At 43.5% G+C, this 22918-nt stretch carries 24 protein-coding genes and 1 other annotated feature; of the genes, 1 reads left to right on the top strand and 23 read right to left on the bottom strand.

Translation table 11 applies throughout. The annotated features are described in order from the left end of the window. Positions 1-76: 76 nt before the first annotated feature. The 17 genes from glyS to rpsU form a co-directional block, all read right to left on the bottom strand. Positions 77-2116, bottom strand: a complete 2040-nt coding sequence (gene glyS, locus M1D69_RS08185; RefSeq protein WP_458104051.1) for a glycine--tRNA ligase subunit beta — start codon at positions 2114-2116, stop codon at positions 77-79. Beyond that, entirely contained in the window at positions 2109-2996 is an 888-nt protein-coding gene (gene glyQ, locus M1D69_RS08180; RefSeq protein WP_010334976.1) for a glycine--tRNA ligase subunit alpha, read from the bottom strand. Before glyQ ends, glyS begins: the two co-directional genes overlap by 8 nt. A gap of 83 nt (positions 2997-3079) precedes the next feature. Beyond that, positions 3080-3254 (bottom strand) — a binding site (T-box leader). Between the two features lie 39 nt (positions 3255-3293). Then, positions 3294-4061 (bottom strand): DNA repair protein RecO, encoded by a 768-nt coding sequence (gene recO / locus M1D69_RS08175; RefSeq protein WP_024122086.1) that lies wholly within the window; start codon positions 4059-4061, stop codon positions 3294-3296. Between the two features lie 36 nt (positions 4062-4097). Beyond that, on the bottom strand, positions 4098-4241 hold the full coding sequence (locus M1D69_RS08170) for a YqzL family protein (protein WP_024122087.1): 144 nt from the start codon (positions 4239-4241) through the stop codon (positions 4098-4100). Positions 4242-4384: 143 nt separating this feature from the next. Beyond that, positions 4385-5290, bottom strand: a complete 906-nt coding sequence (era, locus tag M1D69_RS08165) for a GTPase Era (protein WP_458104052.1) — start codon at positions 5288-5290, stop codon at positions 4385-4387. Further along, positions 5271-5681: a cytidine deaminase gene (locus M1D69_RS08160; protein WP_458104053.1), complete on the bottom strand. Its 411-nt coding sequence runs from the start codon at positions 5679-5681 to the stop codon at positions 5271-5273. The genes era and M1D69_RS08160 overlap by 20 nt, the downstream gene beginning before the upstream one ends. Positions 5682-5794: 113 nt before the next feature. After that, positions 5795-6172 (bottom strand): diacylglycerol kinase family protein, encoded by a 378-nt coding sequence (locus M1D69_RS08155; protein ID WP_101864544.1) that lies wholly within the window; start codon positions 6170-6172, stop codon positions 5795-5797. Further along, on the bottom strand, positions 6153-6626 hold the full coding sequence (ybeY, locus tag M1D69_RS08150; protein WP_010334982.1) for an rRNA maturation RNase YbeY: 474 nt from the start codon (positions 6624-6626) through the stop codon (positions 6153-6155). The genes M1D69_RS08155 and ybeY overlap by 20 nt, the downstream gene beginning before the upstream one ends. Then, positions 6627-8762: a cyclic-di-AMP phosphodiesterase PgpH gene (pgpH, locus tag M1D69_RS08145; protein ID WP_081638339.1), complete on the bottom strand. Its 2136-nt coding sequence runs from the start codon at positions 8760-8762 to the stop codon at positions 6627-6629. 71 nt (positions 8763-8833) lie between these two features. Next, positions 8834-9793, bottom strand: coding sequence for a PhoH family protein (locus tag M1D69_RS08140; protein WP_458104054.1), 960 nt, complete (start codon positions 9791-9793; stop codon positions 8834-8836). After that, a complete protein-coding gene (gene yqfD, locus M1D69_RS08135) occupies positions 9790-10986 on the bottom strand; it encodes a sporulation protein YqfD (protein ID WP_458104055.1) in 1197 nt (398 codons plus the stop codon). The genes M1D69_RS08140 and yqfD overlap by 4 nt, the downstream gene beginning before the upstream one ends. 18 nt (positions 10987-11004) lie before the next feature. Next, the gene (gene yqfC, locus M1D69_RS08130) at positions 11005-11286 is read right to left on the bottom strand and encodes a sporulation protein YqfC (RefSeq protein ID WP_024122093.1); all 282 of its coding nucleotides are present in this window, start codon (positions 11284-11286) and stop codon (positions 11005-11007) included. 55 nt (positions 11287-11341) lie between these two features. Further along, the gene (locus tag M1D69_RS08125; protein WP_458104056.1) at positions 11342-11767 is read right to left on the bottom strand and encodes a hypothetical protein; all 426 of its coding nucleotides are present in this window, start codon (positions 11765-11767) and stop codon (positions 11342-11344) included. Positions 11768-11794: 27 nt separating this feature from the next. After that, positions 11795-12790, bottom strand: a complete 996-nt coding sequence (gene floA / locus M1D69_RS08120) for a flotillin-like protein FloA (protein ID WP_458104057.1) — start codon at positions 12788-12790, stop codon at positions 11795-11797. Positions 12791-12811: 21 nt separating this feature from the next. Continuing rightward, positions 12812-14125: an NfeD family protein gene (locus tag M1D69_RS08115; protein WP_458104058.1), complete on the bottom strand. Its 1314-nt coding sequence runs from the start codon at positions 14123-14125 to the stop codon at positions 12812-12814. 131 nt (positions 14126-14256) lie between these two features. Next, on the bottom strand, positions 14257-14703 hold the full coding sequence (locus M1D69_RS08110) for a GatB/YqeY domain-containing protein (RefSeq protein WP_010334989.1): 447 nt from the start codon (positions 14701-14703) through the stop codon (positions 14257-14259). Positions 14704-14717: 14 nt separating this feature from the next. After that, positions 14718-14891, bottom strand: coding sequence for a 30S ribosomal protein S21 (gene rpsU / locus M1D69_RS08105; RefSeq protein ID WP_003152957.1), 174 nt, complete (start codon positions 14889-14891; stop codon positions 14718-14720). Between the two features lie 172 nt (positions 14892-15063). Between rpsU and M1D69_RS08100 the strand changes: the two genes are divergently transcribed. After that, positions 15064-15990, top strand: a complete 927-nt coding sequence (locus M1D69_RS08100) for a Na/Pi symporter (RefSeq protein WP_439024948.1) — start codon at positions 15064-15066, stop codon at positions 15988-15990. 41 nt (positions 15991-16031) lie between these two features. Here the strand turns inward: M1D69_RS08100 and mtaB are convergent, their stop codons facing one another. The 6 genes from mtaB to grpE all read right to left on the bottom strand — a co-directional run bounded on the left by mtaB (position 16032) and on the right by grpE (position 22886). After that, positions 16032-17387 carry a tRNA (N(6)-L-threonylcarbamoyladenosine(37)-C(2))-methylthiotransferase MtaB gene (gene mtaB / locus M1D69_RS08095; RefSeq protein ID WP_458104059.1) on the bottom strand — a complete coding sequence of 452 codons (1356 nt, stop codon included), beginning with the start codon at positions 17385-17387 and terminating at the stop codon, positions 16032-16034. Next, positions 17387-18157, bottom strand: coding sequence for a 16S rRNA (uracil(1498)-N(3))-methyltransferase (locus M1D69_RS08090; RefSeq protein ID WP_458104060.1), 771 nt, complete (start codon positions 18155-18157; stop codon positions 17387-17389). The genes mtaB and M1D69_RS08090 overlap by 1 nt, the downstream gene beginning before the upstream one ends. Before the next feature lie 22 nt (positions 18158-18179). Further along, positions 18180-19115, bottom strand: a complete 936-nt coding sequence (gene prmA, locus M1D69_RS08085) for a 50S ribosomal protein L11 methyltransferase (protein WP_458104061.1) — start codon at positions 19113-19115, stop codon at positions 18180-18182. 24 nt (positions 19116-19139) lie between these two features. Beyond that, a complete protein-coding gene (gene dnaJ / locus M1D69_RS08080; protein ID WP_458104062.1) occupies positions 19140-20267 on the bottom strand; it encodes a molecular chaperone DnaJ in 1128 nt (375 codons plus the stop codon). Between the two features lie 196 nt (positions 20268-20463). After that, the gene (gene dnaK, locus M1D69_RS08075) at positions 20464-22299 is read right to left on the bottom strand and encodes a molecular chaperone DnaK (protein WP_024122102.1); all 1836 of its coding nucleotides are present in this window, start codon (positions 22297-22299) and stop codon (positions 20464-20466) included. A gap of 23 nt (positions 22300-22322) precedes the next feature. Next, positions 22323-22886, bottom strand: coding sequence for a nucleotide exchange factor GrpE (grpE, locus tag M1D69_RS08070; protein WP_024122103.1), 564 nt, complete (start codon positions 22884-22886; stop codon positions 22323-22325). Positions 22887-22918 lie beyond the last annotated feature (32 nt).

The following is a 22918-nucleotide window of genomic DNA, read 5'->3' as shown; positions in this document are numbered from 1 at the left end:
CTTTGTAATCAAACAAAAAAACGTTCAAATGGAGAAAAGACGATTACCGATCACACAGCAACCGCCTTTTCTTTCTTTATTTTACAATAAGGGCATTCATATTAGCAAAGGACTTGATCTGATCCGTCAAGCTTACCATTTGCGCTAATCGGTTTGCCTTTAATGTCTCGTTATCAGCAATAACCATCGTATGGTCGAAATAAGCATCAATCGGTTCCTTCAAGGCCGCAAGGGAAGAAAGTGCCGCCTCATAATCCTTTTTGCTGAAGCTTTCCTGCAGATTTTGTTTAGCAGTTTGATAAGCTTCGTATAGCTTCGCTTCGTATTCATTTTCAAACAAATCAGGCTGAATTTCCGCGCGAACTCCTTTTTTGCTGATAGAGATCACTCGGCCTAAAGCTTCTGCTGTTTCCTTAAAGCCTGGCGCACCCAATTTTTGTTCCAGCACTTGCGCTTTGTGGAGCGCTGAATACGGCTCAAGCTCAGAGCTTTCCAGCACGGCATCAATTACATCATGTCTGATCTGCTCCGCATTTAAGACGTATTTTAGACGCTGAGTGAAGAAATCTAACAGTTCGGTTTCTTTTTCGGTTTGTACGAAAGTCAGCAGCTCTTCAAACGAAATGCCCCAGTTCCGGTCAAGCAGAATAGCGACAATACCGCTCGCTTGGCGGCGCAAGCCGTAAGGATCCTGTGAACCAGTCGGAATGACGCCAATAGAGAAGAAGGATGCGATTGTATCCAGCTTATCCGCCATGGCAACTACCGCCCCAGTGAAAGTGGAAGGCGTTTCTCCGCCTGCAGATCTAGGCATATAGTGTTCGTTGACAGCCGCGGCTACAGCATCATGTTCGCCAAGCATTCTCGCATACTTTTCACCCATAATTCCTTGAAGCTCAGGGAACTCATATATCATATGTGTCACAAGGTCAAATTTAGAAATTTCAGCAGCACGTTTCACATGTTTTAATGTATCTTCATCAGCTTGAAGACGGACAGCAAGCTTCTCTGCGATCGCTGTTACTCTTCTTACCTTATCAGCGAGAGAGCCAAGCTCTTCATGGAACACAATGTTTTCAAGCTTCTTCACATTTTCATCAATGTTCAGTTTCTGGTCTTCCTTGTAGAAGAAAGAAGCATCTGACAAACGAGCACGCAGCACTTTTTCATTGCCTCGCGCGACATTTTCGATCGCGTGGCTGTTTCCGTTACGGACTGTAATAAAGTAAGGCAGCAAATCTCCGTTTTTGTCTTTAACAGGGAAATAGCGCTGATGCTCTTTCATTGTCGTGACAAGAACTTCCTCAGGGATGGACAGAAACTCAGATTCAAATGAGCCGTAAAGAGCCGTCGGATATTCTACTAAATGATTGACTTCATTAAGGAGGTCCTCGTCAACCGGAATACTCCAACTGTTTTTTGCAGCCATCGCTTCCAGCTGAGATTGAATCATTTGTTTCCGGACATTAGGATCAGCAATCACATGCTGCTCTTTCAGCTGTTCTTCATAACTTGAAGGTGATTCAATAGACACTTCATGCCCCAGGAACCGGTGCCCCTGTGTCGTCCGGCCTGACTCAACATTTGTAATCGCAAACGGAATGACATCCTGGCCAAATAAAGCGACAATCCATTTAATCGGACGGATATAACGCAGATCTTCATTTCCCCATCTCATATTTTTCGGGAAATGGAGGCTTGTGATTAAGCTGTTCAGTTCAGGCAGAAGCGTTTTGGTTTCTTGTCCTGCTTGGAATTTTTGCACAAAAACATATTCCGTGCCTTTTATTTCTTTCATGTACAAGTCTTCCACACTGGCACCTTGGCCTTTTGAAAAGCCAATCGCCGCTTTTGTCCAGTTGCCGTCAGCATCAAGGGCGATTTTTTTTGCAGGCCCTTTTGCTTCTTCTTTTATATCATCCTGCTTTTCTGCTACACCCTTTACGAAAACAGCAAGGCGTCTCGGTGTATTAAAAAGCTTCACTTCACCGTGTGCAATATTTTTTTCTGCAAGCCAGCCTGTCAGCTTTTCGCCCAGCTGAACCATGCTTTCATTCAAAAAGCGCGCCGGCATTTCCTCTAATCCGATCTCTAAAAGTAAATCCTGTTTACTCATGAGAAGAACCCTCCCCTTTAAGCATTGGGAACCCTAGTTTTTCTCGTTCCTCATAATAGGTTTTTGCGACTTTTCTTGCTAAATTCCGCACTCTTCCGATATAGCCTGTCCGCTCTGTAACAGAGATTGCCCCTTTGGCGTCAAGAAGATTGAATGTGTGCGAGCATTTAAGCACGTAGTCATATGCGGGATGCACAAGACCGTTATCCATTTGCTTGATCGCTTCTTTTTCATACGTGCTGAATAATTGGAACAGCATATCAACATCAGATGTTTCAAATGTATAAACGGAATGCTCGTACTCAGCCATCATGAATAAATCTTTCACAGTAAACCCTGACGTCCACTCAAGATCAAATACATTTTCTTTATCCTGAATATAAGAGGCCAGACGCTCAATTCCGTATGTAATTTCCACGGATACAGGTTTACACTCAAGTCCTCCAACCTGCTGGAAATACGTGAATTGTGTAATTTCCATTCCGTCAAGCCATACTTCCCAGCCAAGACCCGCACAGCCTAAAGACGGATTCTCCCAGTTGTCCTCAACAAAACGGATGTCATGCTCGAGCGGATCAATTCCGAGAGCGCGCAAAGAATCTAAATACAACTCTTGAATGTTATCAGGTGATGGTTTAATGATGACCTGAAATTGATGATGCTGATAGAGTCTGTTCGGGTTTTCTCCGTATCGGCCGTCAGCTGGGCGTCTTGACGGCTCAACGTAAGCCACTTTCCACGGCTCAGGACCGATACTGCGCAAAAATGTATACGGGCTCATCGTGCCGGCCCCTTTTTCTACATCGTATGCCTGCATGAGCACACAGCCTTCATTAGACCAATGCTTCTGCAAGGTTAGAATCATGTCTTGAATATTCATTTCAAGCACCTCCACTTTTCTTTCATAAAAATTGCTGCGGCAGCAACCAAAAAACTCCCGTCTCTATGCTTGCCAGCCGCAAACATAGGGACGAGAGTTCTCCCGCGGTTCCACCCTAGTTGCTGAGAACAAAATCCCAGCCTCTTTTTTAAAATTGCTCAAGAATGCCTTTCGTTGCGCGCTCATCCTTAGCTTACACCGTCCTAAGGTCGCTTTTATGAGGTAAACGCAAGTACTTCTTTCTCTCACTGCAACATATTTTATAATAAATGATCATATAAAAAGATGGGCCATATGTCAACTTTTGTTTTCACCCATAAGATGTTTCATGCTCTCCATTTGATCTAAAAAACGCTTCGATTTCAGATAAACCCCTGAATATTCTTCGTAGTACAAGTCAATAACTTGCTTTAATTCATTTTTCGTTTCCTGCTTTAAAGACACATTGCCAATCCTTGAAAGGTCGAAGTAATAAAACAGTCTCAAAAGCCTTGCCGTTTGCGGTTTAATCGGCACCTTGTAAGGGTCTTTGTCAAAGCAGCGGTGGCAAATAAAACCGTTATCGCGAACAGAAAAATGAAATGTCCCATCCTGGCTTTTACAATGCACACAGTGATTAAGCTCAGGATACAGTCCCATCACAGCAAGCATCTTCATTTGAACAATGAAGGTAATAACATCCGGGTCTGTTCCTTCGTCAAGCTGTTTAAAGGATTCTAAAATAAATTCAAACAAATAGGGATTTGGTTTTTTTTCTTCTGTGCCTTTGTCAACGAGCTCAGCAATAAAAGCTGCATATGCAGTTAAAAACAAATCCTCTCTGATGCCTCTCATGCTGAGGATCATTTCACCCTGCTGAAGGGTTCCTAGGCCTGTTGTTTTCTGCATTAGGAATGAACCATACAAAAAGGGCTGGCTGACTGCTGATAAACGGCTGTTCGGTTTTTTGGCTCCTCTAGCCATCACACCTATTTTTCCGTGTTCTCTTGTCAGTAAAGTAACAATTTTATTCGTCTCTCCGTAATCATTGGTACGAAGAACGATTCCTTCACATTTTGTCAGCATTTCCGCACCTTCCTAAAACAGGAGCGGTCAAGAGGTCTATAAAATTGGAAAATCAAATCGGGCTAGCTCATCTTCTAGTTCTTCGGGTCTTTCCATGTTCTCTTTTTCCAGTTCTTTAAAAAGAAGATACGTATCAACATTTCCTGTTTGAGAAAATACGTTCCAGGTAAAATTCAACACAAGAAACCCACCTTTCTGTAGTTAAACTAGCTTACCTAAACTCCAAATTCTTACCTTTATCTTGACCAGATGTCCTCCATTTCATGTTAAACAAAATTTGCTAATGTATCCCTGTTCATGTGAGATAATGACACAGCAAGTGATTAATATTCATCCTCTTTAAAGCCGAAGTCGCGAAGCTGGGACATTTTGTTACGCCAGTCTTTCTGCACTTTTACCCACAATTCTAGATAGACGCGGGAACCTAAGAGGGCCTCGATATCCGCTCTCGCTCTTTTTCCGACTTCTTTCAGCAGGCTGCCTTTTTTCCCGATGACAATGCCTTTTTGAGAATCCCGTTCGACCACAATTGTTGCCGCCACATGCACGGATCCGTTGTCTTGCCCTTTAATCGATTCGATGCTTACCGCAATGCTGTGCGGGATCTCTTCCCTTGTCAGATGCAGCACCTTTTCCCTGATCAGCTCAGAAATGATAAAGCGCTCCGGATGATCGGTCACCTGATCACTCGGATAAAACTGCGGACCTTCAGGCAAATATGCTTCAATCTGCGCCAGCAATGTTTCAATGTTATTTCCCTCTAATGCAGAGATCGGAACAATTTCCTTAAAAGGATATCGCCCGCGGTAATCGTCAATTAGCAGAAGCAATTGATCAGGGTGGATCTTGTCAATTTTGTTTACGATTAAGAAAACAGGTGTCGAGGTATTCTGCAATTTCTCAATAATGAACTCGTCGCCCTTACCATAGCCTTCCTCAGCGTTGATCATAAATAAGATCAAATCGACTTCTTTTAATGTATTTTGCGCCACTTTCATCATAAAGTCCCCAAGCTTATGCTTAGGCTTATGAATTCCTGGTGTGTCAATAAAAATCGTTTGTGATGTGCCTGTTGTTAATACCCCTTGCACCTTATTTCTTGTTGTTTGGGGTTTATCACTCATGATCGCGATTTTTTGGCCGATCACTCTGTTCAAAAAAGTAGACTTTCCTACGTTTGGTCTTCCGATAATGGATACAAATCCTGATTTAAAGCTTTCGTTCGTCATGTAAATCCTCCGATGAAAATGCGCCTGGCAATAATTCTTCTGCAGTCATTTCTTGTATTTGTCCTTGTAAATTGGTCAGCACGATAATAACGTCCTTTGTGCAAAGCTCAGAAATCACCTGCCGGCAGGCTCCGCACGGTGATACTGGTCCCGGGGTGTCAGCAGCTACTGCCAGCATCTGAAACTCAGTATCGCCTTCAGAAACAGCTTTAAACAAAGCGGTACGCTCAGCGCAGTTGCACATGCTGTATGCCGCATTCTCTATATTGCAGCCTCTGTACACTTTTCCATCTTTGGTAAGAAGAGCGGCTCCTACTTTAAACCTGGAATACGGTGCATATGCCATGTCACGCGCTTTTAAAGCTTCTGTTATCAATTTCTGTCTGTTCATGTGTACATGTTCCTCTCTTACCTATAATGGTACCGCTATCACTTTATATTTTACATAATGGCGCTCCACTTTTCACGCCCATTTCTAAAAATGTAAAATAAATGTAAGAATTTTCAGCCATACAGCTTTGGCAAAAAAATAAGTAAACCAATAATACACGAAATCACGGCAAAAACGCAAACAGCCCCGGCAGCAGCGTCCTTAGCCGCCTTAGCAAGCGGGTGATGTTTATCTGTTACTAAATCAACCGTGTGTTCAATAGCTGTATTTAAAAGCTCCAGTGAAAGCATTCCGCCAATCAAAAGAAAAATAATAGCCCACTCTGTCAGGCTGAGATTAACGAGAAAACCGCAAATGATAACGGCGCAGGCAGCCGCGGCATGAAATTGAAAATTCCGCTCCGTCCGCGCCGTTCTCCATATGCCCCGCCCCGCGTGCACGAAGCTCATTAGGAATCGCTTCAGCTCATTTCTATGATCTCTTGAGTCCATAGGCGTCCAGCAAATCCTTTTGCTTAGTAAACATCTCCTCTTCTTCCTCTTTCGTCATATGGTCATATCCTAAAAGATGCAGGAATCCATGTACCGCTAGAAAGCCAAGCTCTCTCTTGAAAGAATGGTTATATTCTTCAGCCTGCTCTCTTGTACGATCTGCACTGATGATAATGTCACCTAAAACCGGCGGCATTTCAGCACCGACAATTTCAACTTCGTCTTCTCCCTCTTCTTCAAGAGCAAAAGAGATGACGTCTGTCGGCGTATCCTTTCCCCGATACTCTTTATTGATCTGCTGAATATCTTCATTGGTAACGATCGTGACAGAAACCTCAGCCTGGTCCTGAACTCCTTCGCGCTCAGCGGCAAATTGAAGCAGATTTTCTACTTCTTTAAGCATCTCTTCAGAGACACTTCCGGTTTCATCTACGATATCAATCAATAAACTCATCTATTTCACCTTCTTAGTAGCCTCCGGATATTCAATCCGGGAGTGGAAAATTCCTTTTAATGTTGCACAAAGCGTTTTTGCGATTGTATCAAGCTCTTTAAATGTCAAATCGCATTCACTAAACTGTCCGTCCTGAAGCTTATCGGATATAATGCCCCTGACAAGCTTTTCAATTCGTTCAGGATTTGGATTATGCATCGATCTGACAGCCGCTTCGACACTATCTGCCACTGATATAATCGCGGCTTCTTTTGACTGAGGCTTCGGTCCCGGGTAACGGAATTCTTCCTCTGTAATCTGATCGCCTTTTTCCTTCGCTTTATAATAAAAGAATTTCAAAAGAGAGGTCCCGTGGTGCTGCTCAGCAATATCCACAAGCTCCTTTGGAAATTTATAGCTTCTCAGCATATTCGCCCCGTCAGTGGTATGCGAAATAATGATATTTTTACTGAGCTGCGGAGAAAGCTTATCATGCGGATTGTCTATATTCATTTGGTTTTCAATAAAATACTGCGGCCGCTTTGTTTTTCCGAGGTCGTGATAATACGCTCCGACTCTTGCAAGCAAACCATTTGCCCCTACCGCCTCGCAGGCGGCCTCTGACAAATTGGCGACCATGACGCTGTGGTGATATGTACCTGGTGTTTCTGTCAGTATTTTTCGAAGCAGCGGATGGTTAGGATTAGACAGCTCGATCAGCCTCATTGTGGACAAAATGCCGAAACCTGTCTCAAAAAACGGCATAAGTCCGATAATTAATACGGAGGAGGCAAAACCCGACACAACCCCCATCAGCATTAGCGTCCCGATCTCCAAGCCTGACAGCGCGGTGTTTTGAATCAATAATAGAGATAGAACCACAATCATATTGATAAACGCCACAAAAAGCCCGGTCTGCAAAATTTTTGATCTGCCATTGTGTTTTCCTAAAAACAAAACACCGGAAATACCGCTGATCAAATAATAAATACCAATGACATAATTAAATGTTCCTGTTACACCTTGATTAAACATCATACTTCCGCAAATCGCAAGAATGATACTTCCTAAAATAGCGATTCGTTCATTCATCAGCAGCTTGATTAAGATTGCACCGGCCGCAATGGGAACAAGATAGCCAATATTGTTATATTCCATCTTTTGAAATAAACTGACAACCTCCATAATAACAAGCAAAAGCGTTGTAATAATGGAGAATAATAGGATCGACTTATTTTTGAATTTCAGATTTTGATTCTGTTTTTCGAAATAGTAAACGAGTGTAGCAATGAAAAGTCCGATCATAATCAATAGGCCGCTAATCGGCTTGAACAAATTGGAGTTATTTAGCAATCCGGTCAGCTCAAGTTTTCTGTACACTTCCCGATCAATGAGGTCATTTTCTTCCACGAGCACCTGCCCCTGTTTGATCTGAACCTGCTGAACATTGTCTGACGCTTCCTGGCGTTTTGCCTCTGTTGCTTTTGGATCGAAGACGTAATTCGGAATAATGGCGTAACGCCCGATTTCCGTGGCGGCGCCCAAATATTTAGACGGGATAGAATTACTCTTCAGTTCTTTTTGCACTTTATCTTTTGCTTCAGATAATTTATCCGATGGGATTTCACTGCTCATCACTGAGTTTACTGCTGTTATGACAGTATCTCTGACAAATGAAAAATCTTCATGGTCCGCCTTCAGCAAAGTCTTGATGGCATCCTCTGATATAGAATCATTCACATCTGACGTCAGCTTATTTTTCACCGACTTAATCATTGTTTTTTCTGATGGTGAACTGCTGTCTTCTTCTGCTGATTTTTTCACTTCACTGATACTGTCGAATATCGATGACACAAGATCAATTCGATTGTCTGTATAATCTTTCTTTAAGGTATATTGATCTTCGACCGCATCTTCAGCAGCTTGCTTTTTTTCCTCTGTCGCTTTTTGATCTTCCACAGTTGCCGGAGCATAAATGGTCTTGTCGCTGACTGAAAACAGGTCTAAATCAAGCGTTTCCGGCTTCACATGTACAAAAAGCAATGCGAACATAATCGCAGCCAGCAGAAGATACAGCAGTACATGCATGGAACGGGCATTTTTAAAGCCGCGCCACTTTTTTGAGCCGCTTTTGGTCTTCCCCTTCTTTTTCAACACAAGAACCTCCTCTAGAAAATCAAGCTCATAAGCAAAAATGACCCGATAACGCGCGATCGGGTCATTCAGGATTAATTTTGCTTATCGTATGCTTCAATAATTTTCGCAACAAGCGGATGTCTGACCACGTCTGTCTGGTCCAGTTCAATCACAGAAATGCCGTCGATTTCTTTCAGCATCTCTCTCGCTACTGCAAGTCCCGATTTGACGCCTTTCGGCAGATCAATTTGGCTAACGTCACCTGTAATGATCATTTTAGAGCCAAAACCCAGTCTCGTCAAAAACATTTTCATTTGGGCAGGCGTAGTGTTCTGTGCTTCATCAAGTATAACATAGGCATCATCAAGCGTCCGGCCTCTCATATAAGCGAGCGGAGCGATTTCAATGACTCCTCTTTCCAGCAGCCGTTCTGTATGATCTGTTCCAAGCACATCATGAAGAGCGTCATACAGCGGGCGCAAATAAGGATCTACTTTCTCTTTGAGGTCACCTGGTAAAAAACCGAGGCTTTCACCGGCTTCAACCGCAGGTCTTGTTAAAATGATTTTTTTAATATGTCCGTTTTTCAATGCGTGGACTGCTTTTACGACAGCAAGGTACGTTTTTCCGGTTCCCGCCGGGCCGATGCCAAATACAAGATCATCTCGTTTCATGGCGGCCACGTATTCCCGCTGTCCCATGGTTTTCACACGGATCGGTTTGCCTTTTGCGTTTTTTGTAATTTCTTCTTCGTACATGCTTTCAAAATATTCAAGTTCATTCTTTTTTGCCATCTTGATGGCGGAAATCACATCACGTTCAGAGATCTCTATCCCCTTGCGAATTAATGCGAGAAGTGATCCCAGCAGCCTGTCGGCAATCTGAAACGATTCTTGATCGCCTGAAATATAAATCGTTTCGCCTCGCGTAATGATATTTACATCCAGATCTTTCTCCATCAGTGTCAAAAAAGAATCTTGGTTCCCGAACAGTGAAAGCGCTTCGTCCGGGCTTTTCAGTTTTTGATTCATCGCAAGTAAATGTTCTGTCATTCTTCAGTCTCCCTGACAATAGGTGTGGTTTGAACGATATCTTCTATAACTTGGTAGAGAATAATCAACTTTACTTTACCATTCTCGACTGTCTGGTGCAAAACTTTTTCACTTTTCACCTCGCCGTCCTCGCCTATTTTACTCTCTACATCCCGTTTACCCATTTTGATTCCTTCTTGAACTGCTTCTTCTTTCGTATATTTTCGCAAAGCCTCTTCACTTTCTCTCGTTTGCTCTTTGATATAAGAAACAGGGAGCTCCAAACCGAGAAAATGAAGCGAATGCTTCTCTTGTTCTGTTTTTGGATGTTTTAATTCTGCTTTTTTAAACGTTATCCCCCAGATTGGGAAAGCCCATGAGCCAAAAGAAAGCTTGTGCTTTGTCCTTACTTTGCCCGTATAGACGTTAAATAATGTTTCAAGGGGCACCGTTACTTCAGATCTGTACCAGGTCTCGCCGTAAATTTCAGCTTTAGAGGCGACTTCCTGCTGCTCATCTTCGCTTCCGATTAAGCCGGAGACAAGCATTTGCCCCTTTTCCACATGATCATGGATTGCGGCCATAGGCTGTCCTTTCTGGACAAACATTCTTGTAATGGTTGCTTTCTTTTTGGCGACAATGTGGCGCGGACTGGCATACTTTTCTTTTTCAGGCTCATTTTTCTCCACAACTTTCATGTGGATGGTCGTGCCTTTCAAATCGACTCCGACCCACGTGATATTGTCTATTCCGTTGGTTAACGATTTTTGTATTTTTTCGGGAGACTGCATTAAAAATTGCAATCGCCCTTTTTTGACGCCGATTTCCTTTAAATGCTGCATCATTTGGTGCTCCGTTTCAGGCTTTGCGCCAGTCACTTCAATTTTCCACACCATATTGGAGAGCAAAAACAATAGGATAAAAAAAAGCGCAAAACCAATGGTAAAACCTAAATTCAGTTTGGATTTCAGCAATAAGAACGGGAACCCTTTTCGATTGATAAAACGGGCTTTACAGTCAAATTCTCTTCTGACACGCCGAAAGGCATGTACATCCTGAAGCTGTATATATAACAAGACGGCTTCTTTCTTTTTTCTCAGATGAAAGATCGGAATCCCTCTTCTTGTGCATTCATTAAGGAGCCGTTCAATGCCTCGTCCCGTCACTTCAAGCTGGACCTTACCACCAAAAAAAGACAGCCATTTATTTTTCACAACATTTCCCCCTCGGCTTTATGACTCAACATATCGAACGACATCAATCGTACCCTCCAAAAGTATTTCTTCCGGAAGAATCGCTTTGATCACAAAGTTTTTTCCTGATATGATGCACTGGCCCTGCTTCAGCATCAGCCTCACTTCATTCTCACTGAACAGCAGAAGACCTCTGTGGTTTTCTATGTAGATATGAAGTCTGCCGACCATTGTGATCCGCGGCAGATCCATCATAACGTCCGGGGGAATTTCCAATGCTCTTGTCAGCCAAGCTTTTAAACGATTCTTTCTTTGCCCCATACAAAAAGAACCCCCTTTCATCTCATATGTATGATTTGAAAGAGGGTTCTAACACTTAATTTTTGCGGGCCGTACGCATTGTATGATGAGGTTTTTTTGCCCTTGGCGGACCGAATACCTCGCCTAAGACAATGCCTTGCACCACAGTGTCTTTATTGACCTGAAGCAGTTTTTGCTTGGTATACACAGCTTTATGTTTGGCGGCAGTAAGATCCCGCTCAAGCCCTTTCAGGTTTCTTTCCGTTTCCTTCCGTCTGTCTTCAGCTTCTTGTCTCATCTGTTCCAAGCGGTTTGGAATAGGAGCTGGCGTTTCTTCAGCTGATTGGTTATTTTGAACAGAAGCAGGTTTCATTGTCTGCGGCTTTTTTCTTTTTTGATTTTGATTGTTTTTTTCTTCTTCTTTTTTCACTTTGCCGAAAATCGTGGAAATAATTCCGATAATCGCTGCAATAACAAGCGGATTCGTCAGTATATCTTCCATCACTATTCTCCCTTCTGCATAGAGAGATTATGATTTGCGGTCTTCATCCGATTGGTCTTTCGTTAATTTACCGAATGAATCACGCATATCTGTGTCTGCATCAATGTTTTTAATATTCATGTAGTCCATGACGCCGATATTTCCTTCGCGCAGGGCTTCGGCCATCGCAAGCGGCACTTCCGCTTCGGCTTCAACCACTTTAGCTCGCATTTCTTCTACACGCGCGCGCATTTCCTGTTCTTGAGCAACAGCCATTGCACGGCGTTCTTCGGCTTTGGCCTGTGCAATATTTTTGTCGGCCTCTGCCTGATCCGTCTGCAAGATCGCCCCGATGTTTTTACCAATGTCAACATCAGCAATATCAATTGAAAGAATTTCAAAGGCGGTTCCTGAATCCAGGCCTTTACCGAGAACCGTTTGAGAAATCATATCGGGGTTCTCCAGCACTTTTTTGTGATTTTCGGATGAACCGATTGTAGAGACGATCCCTTCGCCTACACGGGCTACAATCGTTTCCTCACCCGCACCCCCGACGAGGCGGTCGATATTGGCTCTTACTGTAATTCTCGCTTTCGCCTTCACTTCAATTCCGTCCATGGCAACACCTGCAATAAACGGTGTTTCAATGACCTTCGGATTAACGCTCATTTGCACGGCTTCCAATACATCACGGCCGGCAAGGTCGATGGCTGCGCAGCGTTCAAATGTAAGTTCAATATTAGCACGCTGAGCTGCGATAAGTGCGTTAACGACTCTATCTACATTCCCTCCGGCAAGATAGTGGCTTTCAAGCTGGTTTGTTCCAACATTGAGTCCCGCTTTATGCGCTTTAATCAGCGGATTAACCACCCGGTTCGGTATGACGCGGCGAAGCCTCATCCCTATTAGAGTGAAAATGCTGATTTTAACTCCGGCTGCTAAAGCTGAAATCCAGAGCATAACAGGTACAAATGTAAAAAATACAGCTAAGACAATGATCCCTACTACGACAATAGCCAGTATCATTAATGTTGATGGGTCCATGCTACTTCTCCTCGTTTCTGTTTAAATTTCTCTCACGACAATGCGCGAGCCTTCCACTTTGATTACTTTTACTTTTTTATCTTTCTCTGTAAATAATCCTTCAGATACCACATCAAGACGTTCGTCATCAATAATGATGGTTCCCGCGGGACGCAGCGGCGTAAAGGTCACGCCCTCCTTGCCGATTAAGTCCGTGCGCGTTTGGTTTGATACATAACCGCTCTCTGTATTTGTAGAATCATTTAATATAAATTTCTTAAAGAATTTCATACGCTTTCCCAACACCCTTGTCAGTAAAATGAAAGCTGTAATGGAAACAGCTGAAGCGATCAAGAGAGAAACCGCCATGACTGTGAAGCTTCCCGCGGCCAAAAATAAGCTCGCAACAATTGCTCCCAAGCCAAGTAAACCAATAATTCCTCCGGGGAGGAATATCTCCATCAGGATCAGGATCACCCCTGCTATAAAGAGAAGAACCGTTTCATATCCGGCTAGACCCGTTGCAAGATGTCCGTAAAAAAACAGGATCAAAGCGATAAATCCTGCTGTTCCTGGCAGACCGACACCAGGAGAAAAAAGCTCAACAGTAAGGCCTAAAAAAGCAATTGTCAATAAAATAGGAACAACAATCGGACTGGTCAGCCACCTTGCTGCCTTTTCTGCAAAGCTTTCCTCAGCATAGCTGATATGTGCATTTTCGTATCCAAGCTTCTTCACAAGCGCGGAAAGATTGTTAACAGTTCCTTCTGAATAGCCTACGTCAACAGCTTTTTCCGCATTCAGTGTAAGCAGATCTCCCTTCGGTGCGCCCACTTCTCTTGCATCTACATCAGGGTCTGCCATGGCACGCGCGTATTTTGGATCACGGTTGTTTTTTGCTGCAGCATCTTCCAGCTCCGCAAGCCAGAATGATTCAGCTTTTTTGTCAGCAGCATTGCCTTTACCGTCTATGATCGCCGCGGCTCCCATTTTCCCTCCGGGCGCCATATAAATGGCGTCAGCCTGTAACGCGATATATGCACCAGCAGACAATGCCCGTTTGTTTACATAAGCAGTTATCGGGATATCTGTTTCGTTGATCGTGTCCGCTATATCAATAGCTGATTTCACCAGTCCTCCCGGTGTGTTAATATCAAGAATAATATGGTTTGCATGCTGAGCCTCTGCATCTTGTAGCGAACGCGACAAAAACGAGACGAGACCCTTTTCGACATTTTTTTCAACGGGAATGACGTAGACGGTTTGTTTTTCTGCTTTTGTGTGCAGCTGAACTCCTAATAATGATAGTAGAAATATGCTCAAAAGAGCCGCTCGGAATCCTTTTGTTTGAAGCAAGGGCGATGTATCCCTCCTTCCTCGTATATTAAGTGCCTTCTCTTCATACGTAACAAATGTATCAAAGGTTTCATTTTTTTATGTATAAAAAAAAGACATCTCTCTTAGAAAGATGTCCTTTTCTTAGCCATTTAAGACAGTTGACTGCTCACAAGCTTATTAATTAAACTTCCGTCAGCTTTACCTTTTACTTTAGGCATAATTGCCCCCATCACTTTGCCCATGTCCGCTTTTGAGCTCGCACCGACCTCTGCGATGGTTTCATTTACGATTGTACGCAGCTCTTCTTCTGATAGCTGCTGTGGTAAATAAACTTCTAAAATGTCCAGCTCTTTTTGAACTTTATCTACTAAATCTAAACGATTAGCGTTTGAAAATTCCTGGAGGGAGTCTTTACGTTGCTTAAGTTCACGAGAAAGGACAGTGAGTTCCTCATCCTCGGTCAAACTGTCTTTCTTAAGCTTAATTGCTTCGTTTTGAAGTGAAGCCTTAACCATTCGAACGACAGTCAGTTTGTCTTTCTCACGGCTTTTCATATATAGCTTCATATCTTGGTTAAGTCGCTCAAGAAGACTCATAAATCCACCCTCTTTTAGAATTTGCGTTTTCTAGCAGCTTCAGACTTTTTCTTGCGCTTTACGCTAGGTTTTTCATAAAATTCGCGCTTTCTTGCTTCTTGCAAAGTACCTGTCTTTGATACACTGCGTTTGAAGCGACGAAGAGCATCTTCAAGCGATTCGTTTTTTCTAACGACCGTTTTTGACATTCTCTTTCCCTCCCTCCGAATACACCAATCGACTACCTTTAAGTTACACATATAAACATGTACTTTGACATTATAATATAAGCCTTCAGTCAGGTCAACTAAGTGAGTTCACTTTTCCGTCATGAGCGGGACTGCCTGTCTATATAATGATAGAAAGGGGTTGGTGAATAAAATGTTGCTTCTGATTAGTTTTACTGCTCTTATATTATTCTTTCTCGCAGGAATGAACATGCTTCGGAAAGGTTTAATTTCGCTGACGTATTCAAAAATTGAAGAGCAGCTGCTGATTTTTACGGATCATCCATTAAAAGCATTCCTCATCAGTATTGTTTTTACAGGATTTCTCCAAAGCAGCTCCGCCTTTATGGTAATTGTCATCGGATTTGTAAGTGCGGGGGCCCTTTCTTTCAAACGGACAATACCGATGATCCTTGGAACAAATGTCGGGTCTACCTTTACAACCGAATTTCTTGCAATCAAAATGGATGTGTTGATTTGGATTCTATTGATTGGCGGTTTGCTGTTTTTTCTGACGGGCAGGTATCCGTTCAAACAGCTGGGAACAAGCTTCCTCGGACTCGGAATTATCTTTTTTTGCATCAGCGGCTTCAGCCGGCTTGCAGAACCGCTTACTCAGCTGAAAACAGGTGCAGGGATTCTTCATCATGTAAACGACTCAAACTGGTCTGCTTTGCTTATCGGCATGGTGTTAACTGCAATCATTCACTCAAGTTCTGTCTGCGTCGGCATTTTAATGAGCTTTATGAATGAAGGCGTTATTGGACTGACACAGGCAATGAGCGTTGTGCTTGGGTCAAACATCGGGACATGCATTACAGCTGTCATGGCTGCTGTATCCGGCGGATATGCGGCAAAACAGACAGCGTGCGCCCATGTTTTGTTTAACATCATCGGCGTAGCAATTGTATTCCCGTTTTTGGCGGCAGCGACCGGCTTTGTTGAACAGCTCTCGGCGGACCCTGCCCAAAGAATCGCCCATTTCAGCCTGCTATTTAATGTCGTATCAGCTCTTTTGTTTTTACCGCTTACCAACTTGTTCTACAGCTTTATTAACCTGCTTATCCCAGCTAAAAACTGAACATAAAAAACCGGCACATTCAGATGCACCGGTTTTTTAGATTAAGAAGACATACGCATTTGTTCTGTTATGTCATCCTCAACAATACGGACAAACTGTCCTTCGTTGTATGGATAGCCTGCTTTTAGTATTTTTACTTTCACGATTTTGCCGATCATGTCCTCCGTACCTTTGAAAACAACTTTCATGTAGTTGTCTGTGTAGCCGACATACATGTTTTCTTCATCTGATTCTTTAAATGCTTCCTCAGGGATAATTTCAAGGACTTCATTTTCATAATCAGAGGCATATTCCTTCGCAAGCTGGTCAGAAAGTGCAATCAGGCGGTGTACACGTTCGTTTTTGACGTTTTCATCCACTTGGTCTTCCATCCGCGCAGCTGGCGTTCCCGTACGTTTGCTGTAAGGGAAAACATGCAGTTCAGAAAATCTGTTTTCTTTAATAAAGTTATAGGTTTCCATAAATTCTTCTTCTGTTTCGCCAGGGAAGCCTACAATGACATCGGAGGTTACGGCTAAGCCCGGAAGTGCTTTTTTCAGCTTATTTAAACGGTCAGCGAAAAATTCCATAGTGTATTTGCGTCTCATCCGTTTAAGCACTGTGTTTGATCCGGATTGAATCGGAATGTGCAAATGGCGCACAATCTTATCTGAACGGTCTAAAACTTCAATCACTTCGTCTGTGATCTGGCTTGCCTCGATGGACGAAATTCTGATCCGTTTCACGCCTTGAACACGGGCGTCAAGTTCTCTCAAAAGCTTGGCAAAGTTGTAATCTTTCATATCTTCACCGTAGCCGCCTGTATGAATACCAGTAAGTACGATTTCTTTATAACCCGCATCAACAAGCTGCTGTGCTTGTTTAATAACTTCCTCCGGGTCACGTGAACGGAGAAGTCCGCGCGCCCACGGAATGATACAGAATGTGCAGAAATTATTGCAGCCTTCCTGTATTTTCAATGACGCTCTTGTCCGGTCCGTGAAAGCAGGTACATCAAGTTCTTCATACACTCTTGCTTTCATAATGTTGCTGACGCCATTGATCGGCTGACGCTCTTCACGATATTGATCGATGTAGCCGAGCATTTTTTCACGATCCTGAGTTCCGACTACAATGTCAACACCCGGGATTGCCATAATCTCAGCTGGCGAGGTTTGCGCATAACAGCCTGTGACGCAGATGACGCCGTCAGGATTTTGACGAATGGCGCGTCTGATCACTTGGCGGCTTTTTTTATCTCCCGTATTTGTTACCGTACATGTATTAATGACATATACGTCAGCTGTTTGTTCAAAGTCTCTTCTTTCATAGCCCGCTTCTTTGAAAAGCTGCCAGATTGCTTCTGTTTCATAATGGTTGACTTTACAGCCAAGCGTATGGAAAGCAACAGTTGCCATTACTGATCACCTCTTAATAACTCTGTTTGATAAGAAATCGCGCTCAATGCGTATAGCGGAGCGGTTTCTGTCCTTAAAATTCTCGGTCCAAGGCCGCTCGTCACACCGTCTTGCTCTGTGAGCCGTTCAACCTCCGCTTCTGTTAAACCGCCTTCTGGACCAAATACGATCAATAGAGATGATCCTTTCGGAAGGCTGCTTACAATCGCGCTCAATGCGCTTATTTCCCCTTGCTTCGATGACTCCTCGTATGCAACGACACATTTATCGAAATCCTGCATCCTTTGAAGAAGCTGCTGAAAAGAATGGACATCCATCACTCGCGGCACTTCGTTACGGTACGATTGCTCAGCCGCTTCCTTTGCAATTTTCGTCCATCTTTCCCGCTTTTTCTTTGCCTTTTTGTCATCCAGCTTGACAACAGAACGCGCGGCTTGGAAAGGAATAAAGGCATGAGCTCCGAGCTCAGTCCCCTTTTGGATAATCCATTCAAGCTTATCTCCTTTCGGAAGGCCGCTCGCAATATAGACCTTTATCGGAAGCTCTCTGTTTTCATTCGTCCATTCTATCACAAGGCAGGACACTTTATCTTTGGAAACAGATTGAAGTTCACATTTTGCCTCGAAGCCGTCTTGAGAGCAGCAGATAATCTGATCTCCCTCATTCATTCTCATCACGTTCACAATATGATGAACATCTTCGCCGGTAATCGAAAAAGCCGGCGCTTCCTCTATTTGCTGCTTCGTGAGCTCGATAAAATATCGTTGCATACGCTGTGACACCTACTAACTGTTATTTTTTCGCAATAATGCTGACCCAATCTTCCATTGAAAGGATTTCTACAATGGTAAAGCCAGCTTGTTCCAGTGCTTCTTTTACTTCTTGTTTTTTATGACCGATGATTCCTGACGTAATAAAGTGGCCGCCTTCTTTTAACAGGCTGTACGCTTGTGAAGTAAAGCGAAGAATGACTTCAGCCAAAATGTTGGCCACAATCACATCATGTTCCCCTTCAATCCCGTCTAACAAATTGTTTTGCTTCACTTGAGCAATATCGCTGACTTTGTTCAGCTTGAGATTGAGGCGTGCACTTTCTACAGCCACGGGATCAAGATCGTAGGCATGAACCGATTCAGCCTCAAGCATTGCAGCCGCAATACTTAAAATTCCCGAACCAGTGCCGACATCAATCACCTTATCACCCTTTTGCACAAAGCGTTCAAGCGCCTGAATGCAGAGTACGGTTGTCGGATGTGTCCCTGTGCCGAAAGCCATTCCCGGGTCCATTTCAATAATCAGTTCATCAGTATGGACCGGCGTATATTCCTCCCACGTCGGCACAATTGTAAACTTTTCAGAAATTTTCACAGGATGATAATACTTTTTCCAGGCAGTCGCCCACTCTTCTTCATTTACTTCAGAAATAGTGATGTGGTTTCTGCCCAAATCAATATCATAAAGAAGCAGATTATTAATTGTTTCTTTTATGCCCTCTACCGTTTCTCCAAGAAAGCTGTTGACCGGCAGATACGCTTTGACAATGACACCCTCGTTCGGATAATCATTGGGGTCGAGCTGGTAGATTTCCCCGTACACATTCTCACGTTCTTTAATTAAATCAAGCGGGTCCTCTATCACAACCCCACTTGCACCAGCTTCATGCAATATATTTGAGATAGGTTCGACCGCTTCATGTGTTGTGTGAATGCTTAATTCGGACCATTTCAAAACTACCAACTCCTCATCCAATAATTAATCGCCTTTAAACGCGCGTTTTACCTTGTCAAAGAAACTCATTTCCTGTTCGTCAGGCAGGTTTCCGCTGACTTCGGCAAATTCGCGGATAATATCTTTTTGTTTATCTGTCAAGTTTGTCGGAGTGACAACGCGGACGACGATATGCTGGTCACCCTGTCCATAGCCTCTGACATTTTGAACGCCTTTGCCTCTTAATCTGAATTTTGTTCCTGTTTGTGTACCGGCAGGGATTTTCAATTTCACTTTTCCATGCAGCGTCGGAACTTCCACTTCATCACCGAGAGCAGCCTGAGCAAACGTTAACGGCATTTCACAGTAAATATCATCGCCGTCACGCTCGAAGAACTCGTGGGCGCGCACGTGGAATACGACAAATAAATCCCCGGCAGGGCCGCCGTTTACACCTGGTTCACCCTGTCCTGAGAGACGCAGCTGCTGCCCGTCATCTACACCGGCAGGAATTGTGACGTTGATTTTTTTGCGTTTTTTGATTTTTCCTTTGCCGCCGCAATCCGCACATTTGTTTTTAATGATTTTACCTGTACCTTCGCAGTGGTGGCAGACTCGTCTGTTGACAACTTTACCAAACGGCGTGTTTTGCTCTACATTTAGCTGACCGGAGCCTCCGCAGTGTGAGCACGTTTCTGGATTTGTACCAGGTTTCGCCCCTGAGCCTTTACATGTATCGCATGTTTCCTCACGCGGAATCTCGATGGTCGTTTCTTTTCCGAAAACGGCATCCTCAAATGACAAAGTCATCGTATATTGCAGATCCGCCCCTTGACGCGGTGCATTCGGATCTCTTCGTCTAGTGCCGCCGCCGAAAATACTTGAGAAAATATCATCGAAACCAAAACCGCCGAAGTCACCGCCGCCAAAACCGCCGCCACCGAAGCCTTGGTTAGGATCAGTATGGCCAAATTGGTCGTAATGAGACCGTTTTTGGTCATCAGACAGCGCTTCGTACGCTTCTTTGACTTCTTTAAACTTTTCATCTGATCCGGCTTCTTTGTTAATGTCAGGATGATATTTTTTTGACAGCTTTCGATAAGCCTTTTTTATTTCATCCTTTGAAGCGCTCTTACTTACACCCAGCACTTCATAGTAATCACGCTTACTCATCTACTTCACTCTCCCGAATTTCTCACATAAATTAGATTGTATCATTTTGAATTATGATTTTTCAATTCCTTTTATCCCGGGCAAGAAAAAAAGTCAAAGCCAAGAGATGCCTGACTTTGACTTTCTAACCATTGAATCAGATTATGAAATATGTTCTTTTCGGCCAGCCCAAAAGCGGGCTGACTCAGAAAGAAACTTATTTTTTGTTTTGGTCGTCGTTTACTTCTTCGTATTCAGCGTCGACAACATTGTCATCAGCTTTGCCTTCAGCGTTTGCTCCGTCTTGAGCTTGCTGTGCTTTAGCAGCTTCTTCGTAAAGCTTCATAGAAAGCTCTTGAACGATTGCTTGAAGCTCATCTTTTTTCGCTTTGATCTCTTCAAATTCGTTTTTCTCAATCGCTGCTTTTAAAGCGTCTTTGGCATCGTTGGCTTTTTTCACTTGTTCTTCGTCCACTTTGCCTTCAAGATCTTTTAATGTTTTCTCAGTTTGGAAAACAAGCTGATCTGCTTCGTTGCGGACTTCGATTTCTTCTTTTTTCTTCGCGTCAGCGTCAGCATTTTCTTCCGCTTCTTTTACCATGCGTTCGATCTCATCATCAGAAAGACCTGAAGAAGATTTGATTGTGATGTTTTGTTCTTTTCCTGTGCCTAAGTCTTTTGCTCTTACGTTTACGATACCGTTTTTGTCAATATCGAAAGAAACTTCGATTTGAGGCACGCCGCGCGGTGCTGGCGGGATATCAGTAAGCTGGAAGCGGCCGAGTGTTTTGTTGTCGGCAGACATTGGGCGCTCACCTTGAAGAACATGGATATCAACAGCTGTTTGGTTATCAGCAGCAGTTGAGAACACTTGTGATTTGCTTGTCGGAATTGTTGTGTTGCGGTCGATCAGTTTTGTGAACACGCCGCCCATTGTTTCAATACCGAGAGAAAGCGGTGTAACGTCAAGAAGAACAACGTCTTTTACGTCACCAGTGATAACGCCGCCCTGAATTGCAGCACCAAGCGCTACGACTTCATCCGGGTTTACGCCTTTATGTGCTTCTTTTCCAGTTTCTTTTTTGATTGCTTCTTGTACGGCAGGAATACGAGTTGATCCGCCGACAAGGATGACTTTGTCGATTTCGCTTGCAGAAAGTCCTGCATCCTGAAGCGCTTGACGGACAGGGCCCATTGTGCGCTCTACTAAATGAGAAGAAAGCTCTTCGAATTTAGCGCGAGTTAATGTAAGTTCAAGGTGGAGCGGTCCTGCTTCTCCAGCTGTGATAAACGGTAAAGAAATTTGCGTAGAAGATACGCCGGAAAGATCTTTTTTCGCTTTCTCAGCTGCGTCTTTCAAACGCTGAAGCGCCATTTTGTCTTTTGACAGATCAATGCCGTTTTCTTTTTTGAATTCAGACACAAGATGATCGATGATGACTTGGTCAAAATCGTCTCCGCCCAGACGGTTGTCACCGGCAGTTGAACGAACTTCGAATACACCGTCGCCAAGTTCAAGGATGGAAACGTCGAACGTACCGCCGCCAAGGTCGTATACCAGGATCGTTTGATCTTCATCTGTTTTATCAAGTCCGTATGCAAGCGCTGCTGCAGTCGGCTCGTTGATGATACGTTCTACTTCAAGACCTGCGATTTTACCAGCGTCTTTTGTCGCTTGGCGCTCAGCATCGTTAAAGTATGCAGGAACTGTGATAACTGCTTTTGATACTGTTTCGCCGAGATAGCTTTCAGCGTATGATTTAAGGTGTTGAAGGATGATAGCAGACACTTCTTGAGGAGTGTAATCTTTTCCTTCAATTTCAACTTTGTAATCTGTACCCATATGGCGTTTGACAGACATAATTGTGTTAGGGTTTGTGATAGATTGGCGTTTAGCCACTTCCCCTACTTGGCGTTCGCCGTTTTTGAATGCGACAACTGATGGAGTTGTGCGGTTTCCTTCAGCGTTAGCAATAACTTTAGGCTCGCCGCCTTCAAGTACTGCCACACATGAGTTTGTTGTACCTAAGTCGATTCCGATAACTTTACTCACTTGAATAACCTCCTGCTATGTAATTATTGATTCACTTTTACCATGGAAGGACGAATGACGCGATCCTTAAGCTTGTAGCCTTTTTGCATTTCCTCAACGACAATGTTGGAGCCGTAGTTTTCATCTTCAGCCTGCATAACGGCTTGGTGAAGGTTCGGATCAAATTCCTGTCCTACAGCTTCGATTGCTTCTACGCCTTCTTTATTCAAGGCTTCTACGAGCTGGCGGTGGACCATTTCCATTCCTTGGAGCAAACTTTTCGTCTGTTCATTGTCGGCTTCAACCTGAAGCGCTCTTTCAAAGCTGTCAAGAGCCGGCAGCAATTCAGTAACGATGTTTTGAGAACGGTATTTCTGGGACGCTTCCATTTCTAAACGGCTGCGTCGTTTATAGTTTTCAAAGTCTGCTTGAACACGCAAAAGTTTGTTTTCCTTTTCCTCAAGCAAACCTTGCAATTCGTTAATTTGATTTTGAAGAAGTTCGCTTTCGTTTGTTTCTTCCTGCTGTTCTTCAGCGGCAGCTTGTTCTTCGATTACTTCTTGCTCTTCTGTTTCGTTTTGTTCCGCGGTTTGTTTTTCTTCTGACATTGTGTTCACCTCCCTCAAAAGTGTAAGGAGAA

This window comes from Bacillus sp. PK3-037 (assembly GCF_054161355.1).
Note: the sequence above shows the minus strand (reverse complement) of the source record. Positions and strands in the feature narration are given on the sequence as shown.